Raw genomic sequence first — 20,075 nt, 5'->3', positions numbered from 1 at the left:
TTTTAACCCTTTTTGGAAGGTTCTTTTCCTTCTACATTCTATTGGCTGTTGATTTCTTCTTTTTTCGTTGCCCTGCTTCCCAGAAAAGGAAACAGCAGCTTTTCATTTTCTTCGGTATAAATATCCTTTACAGTAACCAGCTTGGAGCCAGAGTTTAAAAACAGATCGGTTTTACTTCCTTCTATGCGTTTAACTGCCTCTTCAATCCCCAGATACCCCATATTAAACGGATTCTGAATGGCCAGAGCCTGATATACACCGGATTCCAGAAGCTGAATCTGAGATACGGAGCTATCAATTCCAAAGGTTTTCACCTTACCTTTAAGCCCCAGATCCCGTACTGCGCTGGCGGCACCGAGGGATGAATACTCATTGAATCCGGCGATAATATTGATTTCAGGACGCCTTTTTAAAAGCTGTAAGGTTACATCATAGGCCTCCTGATAGATAGAATCACAGAATACCACTTCTTCAATGGCTTCAGCCTCTTTCCCCAGGCCGGCCCGTATTCCCTTCTCCCGGTCTATGGCAGTAGAGCTGCCTTTTACATGCCCTACCAGACCGATTTTGGGATTCTCCGGAAGAAGTTCCTTCATATACTCCCCCAGCCTTCTTCCAATTTCCACATTGTCCGTGGCAACAAGAGGAATCGACAAACTTTCATTGATATTGGAATCAATGAGAATAACCTTGACCCCCTGATTTACTGCCTGTCTGATGCTGGAGGTAGTTCCCTCATAGGAACAGGGACTGACTAAAATCGCATCCGGCCTTCTGCCCGCCGCCTCCAAAATCAGCCGGTTCTGCCCTTCTACATCCGATTCCGTTTCCGGAGCCATCAGGCTTAATTCTACGTTATACTCTTTTGATGCAACCTGGGCTCCCGCTATAACGGAGGACCAGAATTCGTTGCTCTCGTCAATCTTTTTGGGAATCAGAATAATCCTTGGCCCTGCCTTCTCTCCGGTTGTTTCATAAAGCTGATAGCAGATTCCAAAGACTGCTCCCAGAAAAAGCAGGTATGCTCCCAGCTTAAATGCCGTGCTCTTTTTCACCTTCACCGCCTCCCTCCATGTCCGGAATACGGACAATAGCCGCAGTACCCCCGCCGGGGCAGCTTTCATAGCAGAGACCGTATTCCCTGCCATAATACAGTTTCAGCCGGGTCTGCACATTATACACTCCCACTCCATTTCTCTCATAGTTGACCTTGTGCTTTTGAAAAATGGATTTCATCTGTTCTTCAGTCATCCCTTTTCCGTTATCCGTTACCTTCAGTATAATATCCCTTCCCTCCGGGTAGGCCTCAATCCGGATAAGCCCCCTGCCGTCCTTATATTTTATGCCGTGGTAGATGGCGTTCTCAGCCAGAGGCTGCAAAACCAGCCTAATCACCGGTTTCTCCAATATCGCTTCATCAATGACCATTTCATAATCCAGCTTGTCCTTATAGCGCATCTGCTGAATATCCAGATAGTTTTTTACATAATCGGTTTCCTGCCTTATGGTAAAAAGCTCCTGATCGCTGCTGATGGACCGCCTTAAAAGCCTGGCTAAGGCCATGGTCATATGGACCACTTCACGGTTCTTTCCGGCTTCGGCCATCCACACAATGGAATCCAGGGTGTTGTAGAGAAAATGGGGATTAATCTGAGACAGCAGGGCCTTCATTTCATTCCTGCGTTTTTCCTCCTGTTCCCGGATGTTTTCCGCCATCAGCTTCTGAATCTCATCTGCCATCATGTTAAAGGCTTTTCCTAAGGTCCTGATTTCATGGTCAGGAATTCGGGCTAGATCCACCTGTTCAAATTTTCCTTTTTCCACCCTTTTCATGGAATCCTGCAGGAGAATCATGGGCTTTGTTATTCTGCGGGAAAGAATTGTCACGGCTGCGGCCAGAACCAGGCACAGCAGAAGGGTAACCAGAGTATAAATCAGCTGGGTCTGGGAACGGTTCTTTAAAAGTTCTGAAGTATAGGCCACTCCCACTACCGTCCATCCTGTTTTTTGGGACGCAGTTATGGTATAGAGTTTCTGCTGCATGCCCTTGCCGCTTAAGAAATATTCCTCCCTGCACTCAAGCACTTCTTTCATCTGTTCTTCCTTTAAGCCGCTGTAGATCAACTGCTGCTTGGGGTGGTAGAGAATGTTCCCCTTTTTGTCCAGAATAAATACATATCCTCTTGCCCCCAGATCGATTCGTTCGCACTGCTCCTCAATGGCCTTGTAATTTAAATCAATAAAGAAAACCCCCTGATTTTTCGTGCTGCCCGGGTACCTTAAGGGACTGCTCAAGGTCACTACCCAGGGGTATTCGTCCGTGATGATGTTCTGCACCCGGGAGGATGAAAGAACCGTCATCCCTTTACCGGCCTCCAAAGCGTCCCGGTACCAGGCTTCGTGAAGAATATCCGCATAAGGATTTAAAGTCTGGGTTCCGTCATTTATCAGGATATTGTTCGGACCGGCCATGGCGCCAATATTGTAAATATCATCCCGTGTTTCCCTTACCAGCCGAAAACGTTCCAGTACGCTGCTTCTTAGCTCTTCCCTGCGGATCGGATCCCTTTCCGAAAACAAATACCGCAGCAGATCCTTATCGCCTGACATCAGATAGGATATATTCTCCATATAATCAAGATAGGAATCGATGTTATGGTTAGCCTGCTCAATCAGCTGCATGGTGCCGTTTACGGAATTGTTTAGGACATTTTTTTCGGTATACCGGAAGGAAAAGCCGTAGATCAGAAGCAGGGCGGAAAGGATGATGGGAAGGAAGCAGATCAGCATGCCGGAGCGGATGCTTTTAAATTGAAAACGGAACCTCATTTATCTCCTCTTTTCCTTTGCATATTCTGTAGGCGTCTTTCCGGTTGCCTTCTTAAAGGCAAGACTGAAATAATGGGGATCTCCGAACCCGGTCTTCTCGGCTACCTGATACGTTTTTAAGCTGGTAGTTTCCAGGAGTTCTCTGGCCTTTTCCATGCGGGTATCACTTAATACCTCTACGAAGCTTTTTCCGATACATTCCCGGAACATGGCGCTGAAACGGCTGGGACTCATAGCCAGGTAGCTGCATATGGACTGAAGGTTTAAAGAGCTTTCGCCATAGTGGCTCCTTATATAATCTACGGCTAGTACCGCCCGCTCATTCCCCTTCCTATCCTTTACCTCTGCCACTGCATCTACAAGTCCTCCGAAAATTGCCTCCAAAGCCGTCCGTTCTTCCTCCAGTGACTTTTTTCCGTCTATTTGCGAGATATATTTATTTACCTGCTCATACGCCTCAAAGCCTTCCATACCCATTACCTCCAGCATGGATCTGGCCTCAGAGAGCGTATGAATGATGATGCTTTTGGCACGGTCCTTTTTTAAAAAGGATTCCTGTATCCGCAGGCAGAGGCTGAAAAGAGCCACTCCTGCTTTCTTTTTTTCTCCTTCCCTGACCGCGTTAAGTAAATCCTCCTGCAGTTTTTCCCATTCTTCGAAAACAGCCGCTTTCTCAGCCCTTTCCCTGTACAGAATGGCTCCTGCCTCCTGGCTGTAGCGGTATTCCAGCATATCCTCTGCCTCCTCATAAGACAGATAAAGCTGCGCCGTACTGTTTACAGGACTTCCGATTCCAATGGTAAGCCTGATACCCATACAATTTTTAACGCTATCTGAGATCATTTGAAACAGTTTTTCTGCCTTTTCCCCCCATCGTTCATGAAAGTTCCCCAACAGCAGAAAAACCAGCTGGTGATCCAGCTTCTGAATCACATACCCAATCCCTGATCTTCCAATGATCTCAGCTGCAATATTATAAACAGCAAAGCACAAAAGTTCTGCTGACTCCTTATCCTCTCCCCTGATTTCCGCATCCCCGACAGCAACCATACACTTAGATCCACGAAGGGCAATGCCATAGGATTTAAGCTCTGCCTCCAGTTCGGCAGCAGAACTGTTCCCGCAGATCAGGCGCATCAGAAGCTTTGACTTTAAAACCTCTCTATTCTTAAGCAACCTTCTTCTTTCCCGGCTTTCCTGATCCAGCTTTTCGCGGATGCCGTCAAGGGCCTGTCCCAGCTCTTCAAGAGAAAAAGGCTTCAGAATATACTCTCTTACCCGATATTTTAAGGCCTGTTTGGCATATTCAAAATTATCATAACCGCTTAATATGACCACACAGATATGCGGGTATTCCCTGGAAATCAGGCGGCTTAATTCCAGGCCATCCATATAAGGCATACAGATATCCGTCAGAACTACCTCTACCGGATTATCACGGATGTAATCCATGGCATCCTCCCCATGCTGAAAACACCCCCTTAGTTCAAATCCCCTGCTGCCCCAGTCCATGGTTTCCTTTACTGCCTCACGGACTAAAAATTCATCATCAACAAGAATCACACGATACATAAACCTTCCCCATTTCTGACTCTCATTATAATACACAGTACTTCTTTTGCCTAGAAAAAAACAAGGCTTAAGCAGACGAATCCTCTTAAGCCTTTGTTTTTTTGCTATTCTGTTATTTTTTATTGATCGATTGATCTACTTGCCGCAATATTGATTCTTCCTAAATATTTTTTGATAAGTCTATTATACTATTGCTGTCATTTTGTTTCTTGTGATATATTAGCAAAAAGCATAATAATATTCATGTTTTTTCCAAATATTGCCGGATAACTGAGAGAAGGACCTGCTCTTTTTTAATCATAATAAACAAAACCCGGAACTTCATGGATTTACCAATTATAAATTATTCCGGAAAGTATTTGCTCAGAAATTCCAAATGACACCTTCAGAGATCCGAAATTTACAAAACAAAAAGCAATAGCTTGTACAGACCCCAAAAAGTCAGACCTGAAACTCTTACTTTTCGGGATATTTTTATGGCAAAAATCATATTTGAAGAAAAATTGAAAGTAGTACAAGCTTATCTGAATGGCGAAGGTGGATATAAAATGCAAACGGTTTGGGCTTACAGACAAGAACCTGGTTCGCAGCTGGTGTAAAAGATAGGCCTTTGGACCAGAAGGTTTACTTCAAAAGAGACAAAATAAAGTTTATAATTAAAGATACTGCTTTCGCTATATTATTTGTAAAAGACCAATTATTAACTATCAGTTTAATGTATAAAAAAACTACTAACTATATTGATAGCTAGTAGTTCATGATTAATTGAATTTTTTATTATTTCGTCAGCACTTTTATTTGATAAGTCCTTTTCCCACATTTTGGGCATTTCATATAGCGTTTTCTTCCGTTATGTGGTGCAAACACTACCTGTTTTAAAGTAGGCACATATCGCTCATGGCAATGTTGGCATTCATAATATCCTGCATCACGCTCCAGTTTTAGGGAAAAATATATGGCCGGTATAAAGAGGACAATAGCCAATCCAATCAAAATAGCACGAATGATAGTCGATACGTTGCCGAAACTTGCTGTGAGTATCAAAATCAAATATGGTATTGTTCCCATATACCCAATAACCCATTCCAGCTTTAAAAGCTCTCTATTTTTGCTCTCCTCCATTTCTTTGAGTGCCAGCAAATTTGATTCTGCATTTTTTCTGTAATCTTCCATAAGATTTAACTTTTCCCCACTGATTAGCTCGTTAACACTTATTCCAAGAAGCTCACATAGTTCTGGCATTAATCCGGTATCTGGCATACTTTTCGCTGTCTCCCATTTTGATACCGCTCTGTCTGTAATTCCTAATTTCTCGGCAAGTTGAGCCTGTGTCAGATTTTTCTCCTTTCGGCAAGAAGCAATAAATTTTCCGATTTTAATCTGATCCATAGGGAAATCCTCCTTTCTTGCCTTTAGATTACCAAATCTCAATAAAATGTTGAACGAACCAGCGGTTGAGTTAGCCAAAACAGTTACATTCTACCTCTTTTAGAGTTCTTATCATTTTGTATATTATTTTTTGTTCTACAGACACTACTAAAAAACGAAAGGAGCATCAATCTTGAATAGCAAAGATATATCTTCCAACAAACAAGGTAGTGCTACAGATAATAATGTCAGTAATAAAAATGTTACCCATACCGATCATCGTTCGAAAACCGCATCAAATAGCGATTATATTGATCCATTTTATACTCCTCCGGGTGAAGGCCCTAAACCTAGAATTACATCCAATTAGGCATCATCCGGTGACGCAAGGGAGGTTTAAACCTCCCTTGTTATTCTTAGCATCATATTTCCATCACCTGTAATGCATTCCTGGCAAATCTATATCGACATCCAGATACTTCCTGTATTATTATTTTCCATTCCACGCACCTTATTTTTGAGGTGATATGATGGAAAACAATTTATCTAAATTACTTTTTAAGAGCACCAGCACCAGACGTTACTTTATAACACTCCCAGTATGGCTGCAGATAATACTTCACGAAAATCATTCATACATTGATACCGCTGCGCAATTACACCATGTTGCCGGGATATTATTACAGCAGAAAAACTTGGTTTAATAAATCACGCAGCGGACATAAGACCATACCTTCCAGCATCATTATCAGAATTCTATGATTCCTTCGGCTTCTCGCACCGTTCATATTCTATTAACTATACCAGGGATTTGCCTCTTTTAACCCTTCAAAATCCAAATAGTCCTCTATAAATTGTTTGCGTAGTAAGTTAAAAGGAATAAACTCGTTATATTTACCGTTAATCTGCACTTTCTCAGGTAAAGGAAGCTCATATAAATCTAAATCAGATTTTATAATATCGGAAATAATATATTCCAATTCTTCTTTTGTCCCAGTAAAATTCACCTCTAAATAGACACAAGTAATCCAAGGATGTTTACTTCTTATGTTCCTTTTCAACAATGCATAATGAAGAGTTAATAGCTGTCGTGTCCCCACCCAAGGGAACACCGCGTATTTTATATCGGAAAGAGGGGTAACCAGATTTTCTAAAATACCGCTATTTCGAGCAATGTATTGTATTTCCGTTAATCGTTCACGGCACCTTTCACTCAAGTACGGATACGACAAATCACCTTGAAGAATGCTGCGGACCTTTTTTACTAAAACAGTATGCAGCTCCACATCGAAATCCACGTCCCAGTCAACGACTGAAATACCTGGTACTTTTTTAACAAAAATAACCTTTGATTTTGTATTGACATCAACCGTTTCCCATGTCATGCCCGCCAACGCAAAACGAGTGCCAACTGGGTAAATCTTATCAACAGTACCGATTGTGCGGTTTTCATCTTTAACAAGCAGATATTCCGGTGCAAGGAAAACCGTGAGAAAATGATGACTATTTACAATCTTTTCTCCTTCTCTGCCGATCATCAGGCCCCCATGTTCTGTTCGCTGTAATTGCTCAATATTGATAAGATGAGTCAATAACTGTTTATAATCCTCCTGGGGAATGTGGCGAAAGCAACCCAAAGTAAGGATAGCCTGTGCAAGAGCTGCAGGGGAAAGTTCACCACTGCTTTTTAAGTGGCTCATCGTTTGATGATACAGAAGGTTATACGCATGATGATGCGGATAAATTGGTTCTATCCAATGGTCCTTTATATACAACTCAATAATAGCAATCGTTCGGATAAACTCCCAATTGATAGGCCCCAGTGTATCAGCTGGATTAATTCGGATATCTTCAACAAAGGTGAATAGCAGTTGTGGAACCTGACCCCGGCGTCCACATCTGCCAAGCCGCTGTGCAAAGCTGGAAACGCTAAGCGGAGCGCCGACCTGTACCGCCTGGTCGAGCGAACCAATGTCAATACCTAACTCCAATGTAACGGTTGCACCGGTGACAATTTTATCATCACTTGATTTCATCTCATCCTCTGTGTTTTCGCGAAGCAACGCAGAAACATTTCCGTGATGAACCCGGTAAACATCGGGCGCTTTTTTTTGTAATGCAATTTCACGAAGATTTGCCATAACAAGTTCGGTTTCTTCCCGGCTGTTTGTAAAGATGATAGTCTTTTTATCAAGCGTCATCTTAAATAAATATTCGAAATGCTCGCGATCACCCATATTCCCGCCCGTTACAACCTTGTTATCGCTAGAGTCGTTGTCAGCGATATCACGCTCATCGTGCAGGTTAACAAAACGTTCCACATGAAGTTTGATACGCTTCTTTCCATCTTCCGCTATGGGAGCAGCGCAGATGCGTCCAGTTCCTGTATTGAGCCAGTTCTGCGCCAAAGACACATCACCGAGCGTTGCAGAAAGGCCGATACGCCTTGGATTTACACCAGTCAGCTTTTGAAGACGTTCTAAGATGCACAACAGCTGAACACCGCGTGCATCGCGCATAAACTGATGTACTTCATCAATAATGACAAATCGCAAATCAGAGAACATTTGGAGGCAAGCGCCACGCTTATTGGTTAGAAGGCTTTCAAGTGATTCCGGGGTAATTTGGATAATCCCTTCTGGATGCTTGATTAACTCATTTTTCTTTGTTTGTGATGCGTCACCGTGCCATTTACAAACAGGAATATGTGAATCAGCAAGTAACTGCTCAAGGCGCTTGAACTGGTCGTTAATAAGAGCTTTCAGCGGTGAAATATACATTACGCCTACCGAACGGGAAGGTTTCTCATACAGCTCCGTAAGCACAGGTAAAAAAGCCGCTTCAGTTTTTCCAGAGGCTGTGCCAGAGGAAAGCAGTAAGTTGTCATCGCTGCCCAAAATGACCTCGCAAGAGGCAACCTGAATTCCACGTAATTCCTCCCATTTGTTCTGATATATGAAATCCTGTATGAAAGGAGCAAGTCTGTTAAATACATCCATCTTAGTTTACACCTCGAAATCTAAAAAATCACTTTGTATCGTTTCATCGGACAGACCACCCTTGGCCATTTCAAAGCTGTTGCTGCCTAAAATATCAGACACACTTCTATTTGGGTTCTGGTGCAGAATATTGACAAGTTCGATGAAATCACGGATGATTTCTCTCGGAGTGATATGTGTGCCTGCACCAACACGATTATATTCCACGGTCAGAAAGTACAGTAAATCCTCGTGACTCATCGTAGGTGTATAGTCGTATAGCTGTGCATGAATGTCCCGCAGTTTTTCAACGAGTACATACACCTCTTCTTGCGTAAGCATTTGCAGCCTAATAATGGGAGCAGTTAAGTCCTTCATCTCGTCAGTGGCAAAATGTCCTTCTGCAAGGCGAGACCGAAGAGCTTCATAACTGAACATACCTTTGTATTTATCTTCAATGCACTGAGGTGTACCGCCGATTAAAAATCCAATATGCTTTGCTTTGCCCTGTAACACGTCATTATACATAGTCAGAATTTTTTCATAATTATTTTGTCTTGTGATGGAGTTTGGAATCTTATAGATATTGACAAGTTCATCAATGAAAACCAATAGCCCTTTATATCCGGCGTTTACTAAAAAAATAGCAAATAATTTCAAAAAATCATACCATGTTTCATCCGTAACAATGAAATTAATATCCAAATCTGCCTTTGCTTCTTTGCGGGATGCATATTCACCGCGAAACCACTTCAGTACATTTGATTTCATTGCGGCATCATCTTCTTGGTATGCTCTCCAGTAAGCAGCAACTGCCTTGGCGAACTCAAAACCGTTGACCATGCCCTCAAGAGAACCAGCTACGGCATATATTTGTTTTTCAACTAATCGATTGAACGCTTCGCCTTCAGCATCGGACTGTGCTCTTATAGACGACTGTATGCCTGAGATCCATTTTTCCAAAATCAACGGCAGTGCACCACCATCCGGCTTTGATTTCGTTGAAAGGTTTTGGATCAGTTCTTTGTATGTTGCAAGTCCCTGCCCTTTAGTTCCCGCAAACCGTCGTTCAGGAGAAAGGTCAGCATCAACCACAGCAAAGCCTTTTGCTGTAGCATAATTGCGTATGGTTTGAAGCAAAAAGCTCTTACCGCTGCCATACTTACCTACAATAAATCGAAAAGAAGCACTTCCATCCTCAATCATTTCAATATCATGTAAAATCGCTGCGATTTCCTGTGTTCGCCCTACGGTGATGTATTCAAGTCCTATGCGGGGAACGACACCTCCCTTTAATGCATTTATTAGTATATTGGCTATCCTTAACGGCAATTTATTTTCCATTATATTACACCATTTCCTTAATTTTATTTATATATTCTTCATATATAGTCAAACTATCGTCAAGTTCAAGAATGTTATCACCAATAGTATCAATTGCCTTTTCATTTATACTGTCAGCCAACACTTCCAACATAACTCCGTTGGCATCTGCAAAATGTTTCAGATTTGTATCCCCTTGAAGTATAAATTTAAGCGCATCCACTTCTATTTCCCCGAGTATATGAAAAAGACTTGTCCAATTGTCTTGCATTGCTACAGAGGCATCGGCAAAAACAGTCTGAGATATAACAGGACTAGCCTCTACTGTGCTTGATTCAAAATACATCATGGGCTCGGTATCTGGCACGATTAGTTTTTCCTGAGTGTCATCAGCTTCAAGTCTTATTTTATGAAGAGAAGTTTCATCCACGGATACAACAATTTTTGTTGCTTCTTAGTAATACTCATTTACTGCTTCGTGAATTATATCATTAAGGGAAAGGCCCACAGATTCAAGCTTTTTTATAAGCTCACTGTCAACTAAATGAATATCAGCAGACAGCTTGTGTTTGAATTTTGTAACTTTTCGTAACTCGGATTCTGTTTGTTTCATAATATAGCCAATGAGTTGCCGACCGCTATTCATAAATAATGTGGAACTAAAAGACCAATTGTTTTTAGAACATATATATATTTCTTTATCGGAAAACACAACTTTCTTATCCGGTCTCTTAATTGCTGAATAAAACAATGCATCCTGGAAAGGCGTCCACACAGACATCTTATTCGTCGGATAAAAAATCAAATCGTCAAAAATAATACCAGCTCTATTAAAAACAACTCTAAGTTTATGGATTACCGTACAAAAACAATCACTGAGCTGCCCTTTTGTATCATCGGTAAAAAAAACAGATTTTCTGATATCATACTTTGAAACATTGCAAAATAGATCAAAGTTATCGTTCATGTCTGTTTCGTACATGAATACTTTTGCATAATGTGCTTGTAGATTGTTTTCACAGACAAATTCCTTAAATGGCTTCGGGAGATCATAATAAATATGGTAGTCCTTTATCCACTTAATCATATATTTATCAATCGAAGAGTCAAAACGCTTGAAAGCTCTCCAGAAAAACATTAGCTTATCAAGTCCCTCCTGCGAGTCAGCCACTCCGATATTATGAATCAGCTCGTAAATATAAACAAAGGCATATGATAATGAAACATTTGTGACATTACCTTTTCTTACATCAGTCCGCCATGTAAAATATGTTCTGAGCTGCGCATAACTCATTTGCTGGTAATAAGGAAAATAGTTTGAAAACTCTACATAGCCATTGTAATCATCCTCGTAATCCTTCATGAAAACAGCTTGTTTATAGAATACTTTTGAATTACTAATCCGTGTTTGTTTGTTATAAAAATGAGAATTGAAATTAGAAGGAAGCTGGGTATCTCTTGCTATTTGTCTCATTTCATTAAATATCTTACGATTCTCATCAACGATAGGATTTACTACTTGTGGCTGAGGTGTAGAAAATGCCTGATTGTTGTTTGTTCTTCCGTCAATTTCAATCTCAGCAAAAACCTCGCCTTCATAGGAAACAGGCGTGACATTTTGCAGAAACTGTTTTAATTGATTTTCCTTTTCTTCAAAAAAAGATATTTGGCCCGGTATTTTAACAGATTTATATTTCTTATCAAATTTGTTCATACGCATTTTAATTACGAGAAATACCCGCTACCTCCTTTTTTGATAAACTTCTCTTAAAAGTCTATTCCTTTCAATCTTTGACAGCTGTAAACAAACTTAATTCATCATCATCTTCATCACAATTATTTTATTGCGACCTATAGAGATAATATACCATATTATTATGGATAAAGCAAACAAATGTTCTTACCGTTGATATCCTCCACACTGTGTGTTCAAAGCAAAACACACAATAGAAAACAAGGCACAGGTTATTATCCCTGTCCCTTGTTTTCTACTATCGGCTGTTTCTCCACACCATTCTCAACAGCATAAGCATTTCCATTTTATGAATCAATAAGACTAGCCTTTGACTCTTTTTTTTGATTAACAACGCGGAAATTGTAAATTTACTAATTTTAGAATCGATGACATCTTCCAACAGCAAAAACAGATACAATTTTAAATGGAATAGGTAAATAGCCCTGTTCCAACGATATATAATCGGTACTAAATATATCATTATGCTATTACTGCAGGTTGATTTCCAGTGCTTTTGTCACTTGCTCACCAATGATTCCATCTACAGTCAAACCATTGTCTTCCTGAAATTTCATCAATGCACTTTTAGTCTTCTTCCCCATAATTCCGTCTGGCGTTCCACAGTCATATCCTCTTTCATTCAGTGCTTCCTGTACCGCCTTTACTGTTTCTGTGTCTTTAGATACCGTCTCTACAGCAGTTGTTGATGCAGTTGTTGATACTTTAGTCTTATAAGGTCAAACTCCGCCACTGTGTAAATGAGGTGGGTATCCACCACAATGATAATGGTAACTTCCAAGCCCGCTCTTATTTTTGTTGTCCTTATGCCCACCACTTGAATCAGTTCTTCTTCTGCCTTTTCAGCTATTTTTCCAACAGGGATTTTTCCATCGTCTTCGCCAAACTCTACATTTACGTTGATATGAGTGTTTGCTTTTTGTGCGAAAGAAGTACAACTGTTTCCACATTACTTGAAGCTGTGATTCGGATGCCAGAAGGGAATGGTTACTCCTTGGAGGAGCCATACTTGCCAAATAACATCATTTTACTTCTCATGGCAATCTTTTTACAGGTTTAGTGACCACAGAGCATATAATAATTTACCGAATCAGATTGAATAAAGTTACGCCTCTTCCGTTCACGTTCAATCTGTCGATCTATCATGTGACTTCGGCCTATCCATTCGTGTTACTAATTACATTTGTTTAGTTTCAATGCATTGCATATATTATTTTGACTTACTGATTTTTTGTTGCCACTACAAAATTGATACTTTAAATATATCATTAGTTTAACACTTTATATAGATGGGACAGTTTAGATTATTTTAAAACACTGTTCTTAATATTTAAGCAAAGTCACTGTAATTAACACTTAACCCCGCTAATTCCATTTCCTTTGCCAGTCCCATTTTCCATGCACCTGCATCATCCATTCTGATATATACAACTCCAGACACATCTCCGGGGGGCTCAACGTCTTCTTTCACAAGCGCACATACATGCTCTCTGCCCAATCTACTAATCAAATAACCATGCTCAAAAACAACATTTTGTCTAGCACGAAACCTATCCTCTGCGCATTCTTTACCGCGCCCCAAATCACATGGCGTATATAAAACTACTGCAAAGGAAACATCTGAATACCTCTCTATTTTCTCTATAATAGTCCTGCCACCACTAGCTTTTTCATGTAATATAATGGCTTCAAATCCAGCCTTCTCTATTGTACGGGCTACTTGTTCTTTTGCTAAATCATCATGTCCGTGGACAATAAACACTTTATTTACTACCATTTCTGTTATCTCCTTCGATTCATGACTAACATTAACTACTAAAGTTGGTTTAGTATCTTCCTTTTTAAACTCTTTCAATTCAGCAGATATCCTAGTTAAGCAACCTCTGGATAAAGAATAACCATTTTGGTATTTTATTAGCATAGGACTCTTTCCTTTTGAATTTTTCACTAGCCAACTTGAAATATTACTATAAGCTTTAATTCTCAAATTATTATAACAGTTTTTTATCTCACTTGCCGATACAACATCCTTATTCAATAATAAGTAATACATAAAATATGGTATCAATCCACTTGTAGGCAAATTATCATTATCAGGTATTTTTTCATAAAATTCATTTAACTCCATGTCTTATTAATTTTCTCCTTTGTTTTTTGGCAATTCGTGCTCTACAAAATTTTCTCCTACAATCGGAATACTAAAATAACTATTTAAAACAGCTATGTAACCATATTTTGAAGAACTCGTATCAGTTAAACTTTGCTTCAATGCATTCGGTACTTTTCTACCAACATTCTTATAGCAAGAATATACATCATCAATATTTATTTCCTTTTTATTCAAAAGTTTATCTAGGTAGTATATAGCAACAGTATTAAACTCGATATTTGATTTTGGATTTTTTTCATTCACGAAATCTTTTAATGATTTGGCATCCTTTGGTGCTAGATTTAAATCTTTACTAATTTGATAGGTTTCCTTTACCCCATTGCGCTTTTTACTCTTTTTATCGTTATTTTTAGTGTCATTCTCGATTGCAATAACCGTTTTCTCTGTATTGCTTTCTTTTTCTAATTCAGTTGATTCAGAAATACTTTCAATTATTTCAGACTTACCAAATATGTTCTCAGTTATAATATCAAAAACCTTTTCCTGTAATTGCTCTGGGTAGTTTTGAATTATTTCAGCAATCTCTAGCATAATGTCCTTTAATTCTTCAATCTTCACTCTCTTATCCCCCGTCTTTATTATTATTTGTATTATAAAAGTAATGCAAGCACGATTACTTTCACTAATAATGTATAACTAATTATTTACCAAAATTTTCCTGCATTTAAATTATATACATTTTCTTAACAGAAATCAACTATAAGAGCACGCTGTGTCACTATTAAAGAATAGTTAATAAAATTTCTGTTTCTATTTGAACAATCAAACTCAAACATTTTTTTCCTAAAGATCCTTTACTACAAATTTCTGAATTTTCATAATATACATCATCGCATTCTAACACAAAAAGGGAAGCAGAATAATCTCCTGCTCCCCACTCCCACTGCTTTAATAAGGCGTATATGGTGATCCGATACCTGACTTCTTCAAAATAGGATAACCATTATTGCACCTTATTTCCACCTAAAAGCTGAACAGCAAGCGCTGCTCCACACTTCATTCCAATTTCCATATACACTGATTCAACTGCATCAACATAATTAAAAATCTGACTTACCACAGCTTCTTTATCTCTGCTATCGAAAAATCCGCTCTCTACATGGCCTATAGCCACTTTTTGTACCTCATCAATCCTATCCTCATAGCTTTTATTACTGATATCACAGCATTCAGTTCCGTGCAGCAAAAATTCCCTAATATATAGAAGGATTCTTGCTGGTATTATCATACGGATTTCCTTTCCGGCTTAAAGAGTGAATCATATGTTTGGCCTCCAGACAGGCTTTGAATTTTTGACTGGTATACTGAATCCTCAAGTCACTATGAAGGAGGATTCCTTTATCGGGTTAAACATCCTATTCCAGCTCCCTCCAAACCACTCTAACCAGACTGAAAATGTACCTTTTTACCCTTGATTTACCAAGTATCCCGCCCCAAGACTACTCTCCATTGATTTAAATGTATAGCCTGCCTGATTCTATAACTGGATAAGGTATAATTAATTTCGCAAATTCAATTTCATAATAAATAGACATGGTCTATAGCCGTTTGGTAGAATTAAGTTACCACACAAAACCCATCAAAGGAGGCTATAGAACATGTCTGATAACATTATACAATTAAATCAGGAACTTATCCATAATGAATTGAAAGATTTAGTACGCAACAGCGTTGAGGAAACCCTCAATGCTTTGCTCGATCATGAAGCAGATGAACTCGTCAATGCTGAAAAATATGAGCGCTCGGGTGATCGCAAAGGGTATCGTTCTGGCCATTACAACCGAAACTTTCAGACCACATCTGGCGAGGTCAACCTAAAGATGCCCAAGCTAAAGGGGGTTCAGTTTGAAACCGCCATCATCGAACGCTATCGTCGCAGAGAATGCTCTGTAGAAGAAGCACTCATTGAAATGTATCTTGCGGGTGTTTCTGTTCGCCGTGTTGAGGACATCACCGAGGCATTATGGGGAACCAAAGTTTCTCCTGGAACAATAAGTAACCTAAATAAGAAAGCTTATGAGCACATTGAAACATGGCGAAGCCGCAAACTTACCAGTTCTTATCCATATGTCTATGTTGATGGTGTCTACCTAAAGCGAAGTTGGGGAGGTGAGATCCAGAACGTCTCAATCCTGGTCGCCATCGGCGTCAATGAAGATGGTTGTCGCGAAATCATAGGTGCTGCTGAAGGAATGAAAGAAGATCGAGAAAGCTGGAAGACATTCTTTATATGGCTAAAAGAACGTGGGCTTTCAGGAGTCCGCCTCATTGTCGGCGACAAGTGCCTTGGAATGCTGGAATCCATTCCAGAAGTATTTCCAGAAGCTATGTATCAACGGTGTACCGTTCACTTCTACCGTAATATTTTTTCCGTAACACCCCGGAACAAAATGAAGGAAGTATCTATGATGCTAAAAGCCATTCATTCCCAGGAATGTAAATCATCTGCTCGCGAAAAAGCTGCACAGGTAGCAGAAAAACTACGTGAAATGAAGCTAACATCAGCTGCCAAAAAAGTTGAAGATGGTATTGAAGAAACCCTGTCTTATATGGATTTCCCATTTCAGCACTGGACAAGAATCAGAACTAATAACACGATCGAACGTCTCAATCGTGAGATCAAACGAAGGACAAGAGCGATCGGGGCTTTTCCCGATGGTCAGAGTGCCTTAATGCTAGTATGTGCCAGGCTCCGTCACGTAGCGGGAACCCAGTGGGGAATCAAACGCTATATGAATATGAACCATCTCCGAGAAATGGATATCCAGAAAAAGTCTGATATCATAGCCGGTTAACTACCGGCTACCTAACGGCTACCTAACGGCAAAAAAAGAATTTGCGAAAAATATTTGACACTACCTATAACTGTGGTTACGAAGGCCATTCCCTTGCATCTTCACTTAGCATCAGTAAAAACAATGAAAAAACCGGGTTGAAATATGCACTTTTTCAGCCCGATTTTCGCTCATTTTTAGCTTATTAACCACAAGATCTTGTGGTATAATCTTATTATTCCCTCTCCAAACCACAACGCCGCATCAGAACCACGCACTCAACGTTACTTGAGGGGGTGATTCGGATGACGGAAGGGCGTAGTCGGACCTTGGCTTGTAAAATTTACTGCTCAAGCAATATTTTCATATTGAATTGCTGCAAAATTTTCTAATAGCCACTTCTATTTGAACCGACCCTTATTCCTCTACATAACTTTACTAATTAAACTTCTTCTTAATTTTTTACCCGCTTACAACTAGCGATTTAACCGTTTAAGTATCAGTTAGTAATATCGCAAACCTGCCTAGATAAATAAACTATAGATGCAAAATCTCTTTTTTATTAATTAGCCATTCACGAATTTCGTTTACATACTCCTCCCATCGTTCATGCTCAGCCACCAGATTTATAATTTTATCTAGAATTAGCTCTTCACTTTTACCTATTCTAACTACCAAGTTATCTAGCCATTGATGGCTATTTGATACGGCTTTCTGTTTTCTAGCTACTTTTACAATCTCATCATTGTCCTGCATCTCAATAAGCATATCAAAAATGTGTTTCTCTGGTTCTGTCTTTTCAGGAAGTATGAGTTGACGTATTAACGCAGCTGCCATATTCACCTTATCCTCATGATCTTTTTCTGTACCAGAAAGTACTCTTTTTACTGCATCTAATTTTTCACCTTGACTTCTATAGACATCACCATCTAACAAAATCAAAATATCTCTTATATTTTCTTTCTGCAATATTAAACTTGCAGCTAAAACAAATGCATTACTAGCCGACCCTATCTTTACAACCTTTACAGCTCTTGATATTCCTAAAGTCCCCGCGACAACATTTACTATTGTTTCAGCCAGTATATCCTCAACATATATTCTTATTATTTTGTTGACATCCTCACTCAGCTCATATACTATATCCTGATTGATTTTGTCATACACCATTGTTTTTTCTTCCAATGGATCTAGATACCGAATATCTACTATATCTTGAAATTTTCTCACCTCCATTGAATGTGTTGTAAAAATAATTTGCAGATTCTTCTTTATTGCGATATCCGATAATTTTTTTATCAATCTTTTCAAAGCTAATACATGTAATAAGAGGTCAATTTCATCAATTAAAATCACCGAATATGCATTTGCTGCATATACTGTTTTTAAAATCTTTAATACTCTTTGTTCTCCTGCCCCCATACTTAAAGATGAATATCGCATATTATCTTTTGTATGTACACCGATTAATTCTTTTTTCTTCGTTTTATGATAATTAAGATTATCATAATTTTTATTCAGAATATAAGCTGCTGACTCAATTATCTTACACGAAACTTTATCGTTCGCAAGAATCGTATTATAATCAATATATGAAGTTTGTTGCTCCTTCTCTATCTCTGGTATACATGTTTCAATGCCAATATAATATGCGTCTCTTTTCGGCCTATCAGAATACCGTGGTGCCCACCTATCAGTATTTTTTCTATATTCTCTTGTTATTTCTTTTTGCAAATTTTCATCCCAGTACGTAATTGAAAATTTACTATTTTTCCAACTTGAATCAGGATTAGGAGTAAAGAAAAAAGAAAATTTATGGTTTTCTCCTAATTTATATGGTCCATAAACACAAGCTAAAGCATGCAAAATCGTAGATTTTCCCGCGCCATTAACCCCCATAATTGCTGTCAAGTTTTTATCTAAAGAAATATCTAAATTCTTTAATCCTTTTAAACTATCAACATGCATACTTAAAATCTTATGTTTCGGATAAATAATATCATCGGATAAATTATTGGGAAGCTTTGATTCCTTAGTCTTTTCTTTTTTTTGATTTCTCATATCATTAACTTTGCTATGTACAGATAAACCATTTTGCAGATATTTTTTCAAAGCCAATGCTATTTCATAGCATACAAAAACATTAGAAGCATATGCTATTCTCCTATACATATCTTGTTTATTAGTACACTTATTATAATTGTACTTTTTTAACCCTTTTATATGAGCGCATTCATTATGTGTAAATCTTCTTAATCCAATAGAATCCATTAAATACATTTCTCTGAAAAACCCCATATGTACTGTGCCTGATTCATAAAATTCTCTACCCTGTCGTATATAATATTTATCTTTATCCAATTCTATATTGGGGTTAAATGTTATTTTTCTATACCAACTATCAGCTGTTACCGACTGCTCTTGATATATTATATTTTTATCCTTATTTCCATAAGGGAAGTAAAACTCCTCATCATACAGATCATTCCTGATTCCTACCATATATGATTGTTTGCCGATCACCGGAAAACCCGAGAAATCGGCTTCATTTATTATTTGGTATGAAATTGAATATTTACGAAATACTTTCGCTCCTAACATATTCCTAAATTCAGATGATTTTTTGTTTGTAATCATTATACTCGGAATTTCTAAAACAAAAGCCATAGGAATTTTTTCTAATATAATATCAAATATATAATCATTCTTGTTCTGTTCTTCCTCCTCTCTTAATTTACCAGCATCTTTAAATGTATTCATAACTAATTTTGCAATAATTAAATCCGTGTTTGGTAAATCCTTTGCTGATATCTTGCTTATGTCAGATAGAATGAACCTGCTATTTCTAATTGTTTGACTATATATTTCTCTACATATAGGATCTGCATCAACAGCACAAACCACATCATAGTCCGCCTCTTGAAACCCTAAAGCTCTGCCTCCTATACCAGTTAACAAATCAACAACTGTTAATTTTTTTGAAATCTTCATCTTATATGCTCCTGTCTATTGCAGAAATACTTGAAATTCACAAACTATAATATTTATTTCAAATTTTGATCTAAAACACCTATTTATCCATTTTCTGCATAGAATCATCCGGTCTTGTACACTCATATTCATCGTATTTGTTCTCCTGTATTAATGCTATCGCCAAATTGGTATTCAGTGATGATAATTTCTTTTTTTTAATTACAGGCGTAACCATTCTACCATAGACTCTCCAACTACCTGACCCCCATTTTACATACAATTATACAGTTATATTTCTCCGTTTTTTCAGTTTTCATTTGTATCAACTATCGCAT

15 protein-coding genes and 2 pseudogenes are annotated in these 20,075 nt (G+C 38.6%); 3 read left to right on the top strand and 14 right to left on the bottom strand.

Annotated elements, in window-relative coordinates; all coding sequences use genetic code 11:
* Positions 1 to 38: 38 nt before the first annotated feature.
* Genes BMX69_RS05690 through BMX69_RS05680 form a run of 3 tightly spaced genes read right to left on the bottom strand, consistent with a single transcriptional unit; the run spans position 39 to position 4,401 of the window.
* Positions 39 to 1,055, bottom strand: coding sequence for a substrate-binding domain-containing protein (locus BMX69_RS05690; RefSeq protein WP_157724394.1), 1,017 nt, complete (start codon positions 1,053 to 1,055; stop codon positions 39 to 41).
* Entirely contained in the window at positions 1,033 to 2,829 is a 1,797-nt protein-coding gene (locus tag BMX69_RS05685; RefSeq protein ID WP_100041801.1) for a cache domain-containing sensor histidine kinase, read from the bottom strand. The genes BMX69_RS05690 and BMX69_RS05685 overlap by 23 nt, the downstream gene beginning before the upstream one ends.
* Positions 2,830 to 4,401: a response regulator gene (locus BMX69_RS05680; protein ID WP_100041800.1), complete on the bottom strand. Its 1,572-nt coding sequence runs from the start codon at positions 4,399 to 4,401 to the stop codon at positions 2,830 to 2,832.
* Positions 4,402 to 4,877: 476 nt separating this feature from the next.
* Between BMX69_RS05680 and BMX69_RS24900 the strand changes: the two genes are divergently transcribed.
* On the top strand, positions 4,878 to 5,000 hold the full coding sequence (locus tag BMX69_RS24900; protein ID WP_278280714.1) for a hypothetical protein: 123 nt from the start codon (positions 4,878 to 4,880) through the stop codon (positions 4,998 to 5,000).
* A gap of 178 nt (positions 5,001 to 5,178) precedes the next feature.
* Here the strand turns inward: BMX69_RS24900 and BMX69_RS05670 are convergent, their stop codons facing one another.
* The gene (locus BMX69_RS05670; RefSeq protein ID WP_100041799.1) at positions 5,179 to 5,790 is read right to left on the bottom strand and encodes a helix-turn-helix domain-containing protein; all 612 of its coding nucleotides are present in this window, start codon (positions 5,788 to 5,790) and stop codon (positions 5,179 to 5,181) included.
* A 172-nt stretch (positions 5,791 to 5,962) separates the two neighbouring features.
* Between BMX69_RS05670 and BMX69_RS24050 the strand changes: the two genes are divergently transcribed.
* The gene (locus BMX69_RS24050) at positions 5,963 to 6,139 is read left to right on the top strand and encodes a hypothetical protein (RefSeq protein ID WP_157724393.1); all 177 of its coding nucleotides are present in this window, start codon (positions 5,963 to 5,965) and stop codon (positions 6,137 to 6,139) included.
* Between the two features lie 424 nt (positions 6,140 to 6,563).
* Here the strand turns inward: BMX69_RS24050 and BMX69_RS05665 are convergent, their stop codons facing one another.
* The 9 genes and pseudogenes from BMX69_RS05665 to BMX69_RS05630 all read right to left on the bottom strand — a co-directional run bounded on the left by BMX69_RS05665 (position 6,564) and on the right by BMX69_RS05630 (position 15,221).
* On the bottom strand, positions 6,564 to 8,768 hold the full coding sequence (locus BMX69_RS05665; RefSeq protein WP_100041798.1) for a DEAD/DEAH box helicase: 2,205 nt from the start codon (positions 8,766 to 8,768) through the stop codon (positions 6,564 to 6,566).
* A gap of 6 nt (positions 8,769 to 8,774) precedes the next feature.
* Positions 8,775 to 10,091, bottom strand: a complete 1,317-nt coding sequence (locus BMX69_RS05660; RefSeq protein ID WP_100041797.1) for an ATP-binding protein — start codon at positions 10,089 to 10,091, stop codon at positions 8,775 to 8,777.
* A 4-nt stretch (positions 10,092 to 10,095) separates the two neighbouring features.
* Entirely contained in the window at positions 10,096 to 10,500 is a 405-nt protein-coding gene (locus BMX69_RS05655; protein ID WP_054790502.1) for a tellurite resistance TerB C-terminal domain-containing protein, read from the bottom strand.
* 24 nt (positions 10,501 to 10,524) lie between these two features.
* Entirely contained in the window at positions 10,525 to 11,784 is a 1,260-nt protein-coding gene (locus tag BMX69_RS05650) for a TerB N-terminal domain-containing protein (protein ID WP_157724392.1), read from the bottom strand.
* Positions 11,785 to 12,293: 509 nt separating this feature from the next.
* A pseudogene (locus tag BMX69_RS24670) lies at positions 12,294 to 12,479 on the bottom strand (peptidoglycan-binding domain-containing protein); the annotation flags it as partial.
* Between the two features lie 66 nt (positions 12,480 to 12,545).
* Positions 12,546 to 12,653: pseudogene (locus BMX69_RS25105) on the bottom strand (YHYH domain-containing protein); the annotation flags it as partial.
* Between the two features lie 500 nt (positions 12,654 to 13,153).
* Positions 13,154 to 13,951 carry a TIR domain-containing protein gene (locus BMX69_RS05640; RefSeq protein ID WP_100041794.1) on the bottom strand — a complete coding sequence of 266 codons (798 nt, stop codon included), beginning with the start codon at positions 13,949 to 13,951 and terminating at the stop codon, positions 13,154 to 13,156.
* Between the two features lie 6 nt (positions 13,952 to 13,957).
* Positions 13,958 to 14,551 carry a hypothetical protein gene (locus tag BMX69_RS05635; protein WP_054790500.1) on the bottom strand — a complete coding sequence of 198 codons (594 nt, stop codon included), beginning with the start codon at positions 14,549 to 14,551 and terminating at the stop codon, positions 13,958 to 13,960.
* 385 nt (positions 14,552 to 14,936) lie between these two features.
* The gene (locus tag BMX69_RS05630; protein WP_054790499.1) at positions 14,937 to 15,221 is read right to left on the bottom strand and encodes a hypothetical protein; all 285 of its coding nucleotides are present in this window, start codon (positions 15,219 to 15,221) and stop codon (positions 14,937 to 14,939) included.
* 370 nt (positions 15,222 to 15,591) lie between these two features.
* On the opposite strand from BMX69_RS05630, the gene BMX69_RS05625 reads away from it, so the two are divergent.
* On the top strand, positions 15,592 to 16,788 hold the full coding sequence (locus BMX69_RS05625; RefSeq protein ID WP_100041793.1) for an IS256 family transposase: 1,197 nt from the start codon (positions 15,592 to 15,594) through the stop codon (positions 16,786 to 16,788).
* Positions 16,789 to 17,304: 516 nt separating this feature from the next.
* Here the strand turns inward: BMX69_RS05625 and BMX69_RS05620 are convergent.
* Positions 17,305 to 19,758, bottom strand: coding sequence for a DNA cytosine methyltransferase (locus tag BMX69_RS05620; protein ID WP_100041792.1), 2,454 nt, complete (start codon positions 19,756 to 19,758; stop codon positions 17,305 to 17,307).
* Between the last annotated feature and the right edge of the window lie 317 nt (positions 19,759 to 20,075).

It is taken from the genome of Lacrimispora sphenoides JCM 1415, assembly GCF_900105615.1.
Classification (GTDB): domain Bacteria; phylum Bacillota; class Clostridia; order Lachnospirales; family Lachnospiraceae; genus Lacrimispora; species Lacrimispora sphenoides.
This window is presented reverse-complemented; position numbering and strand designations above follow the sequence as displayed.

What these genes read in the sequence shown, in the direction of transcription:
- BMX69_RS05620 (WP_100041792.1), bottom strand. Translation starts at nt 19,758, where the DNA reads ATGAAGATTTCAAAAAAATTAACAGTTGTTGATTTGTTAACTGGTATA.
- BMX69_RS05625 (WP_100041793.1), top strand. Translation starts at nt 15,592, where the DNA reads ATGTCTGATAACATTATACAATTAAATCAGGAACTTATCCATAATGAA.
- BMX69_RS05640 (WP_100041794.1), bottom strand. Translation starts at nt 13,951, where the DNA reads ATGGAGTTAAATGAATTTTATGAAAAAATACCTGATAATGATAATTTG.
- BMX69_RS05660 (WP_100041797.1), bottom strand. Translation starts at nt 10,091, where the DNA reads ATGGAAAATAAATTGCCGTTAAGGATAGCCAATATACTAATAAATGCA.
- BMX69_RS24900 (WP_278280714.1), top strand. Translation starts at nt 4,878, where the DNA reads ATGGCAAAAATCATATTTGAAGAAAAATTGAAAGTAGTACAAGCTTAT.
- BMX69_RS05680 (WP_100041800.1), bottom strand. Translation starts at nt 4,401, where the DNA reads ATGTATCGTGTGATTCTTGTTGATGATGAATTTTTAGTCCGTGAGGCA.
- BMX69_RS05650 (WP_157724392.1), bottom strand. Translation starts at nt 11,784, where the DNA reads ATGAACAAATTTGATAAGAAATATAAATCTGTTAAAATACCGGGCCAA.
- BMX69_RS05630 (WP_054790499.1), bottom strand. Translation starts at nt 15,221, where the DNA reads ATGATAATACCAGCAAGAATCCTTCTATATATTAGGGAATTTTTGCTG.
- BMX69_RS05665 (WP_100041798.1), bottom strand. Translation starts at nt 8,768, where the DNA reads ATGGATGTATTTAACAGACTTGCTCCTTTCATACAGGATTTCATATAT.
- BMX69_RS05685 (WP_100041801.1), bottom strand. Translation starts at nt 2,829, where the DNA reads ATGAGGTTCCGTTTTCAATTTAAAAGCATCCGCTCCGGCATGCTGATC.
- BMX69_RS05670 (WP_100041799.1), bottom strand. Translation starts at nt 5,790, where the DNA reads ATGGATCAGATTAAAATCGGAAAATTTATTGCTTCTTGCCGAAAGGAG.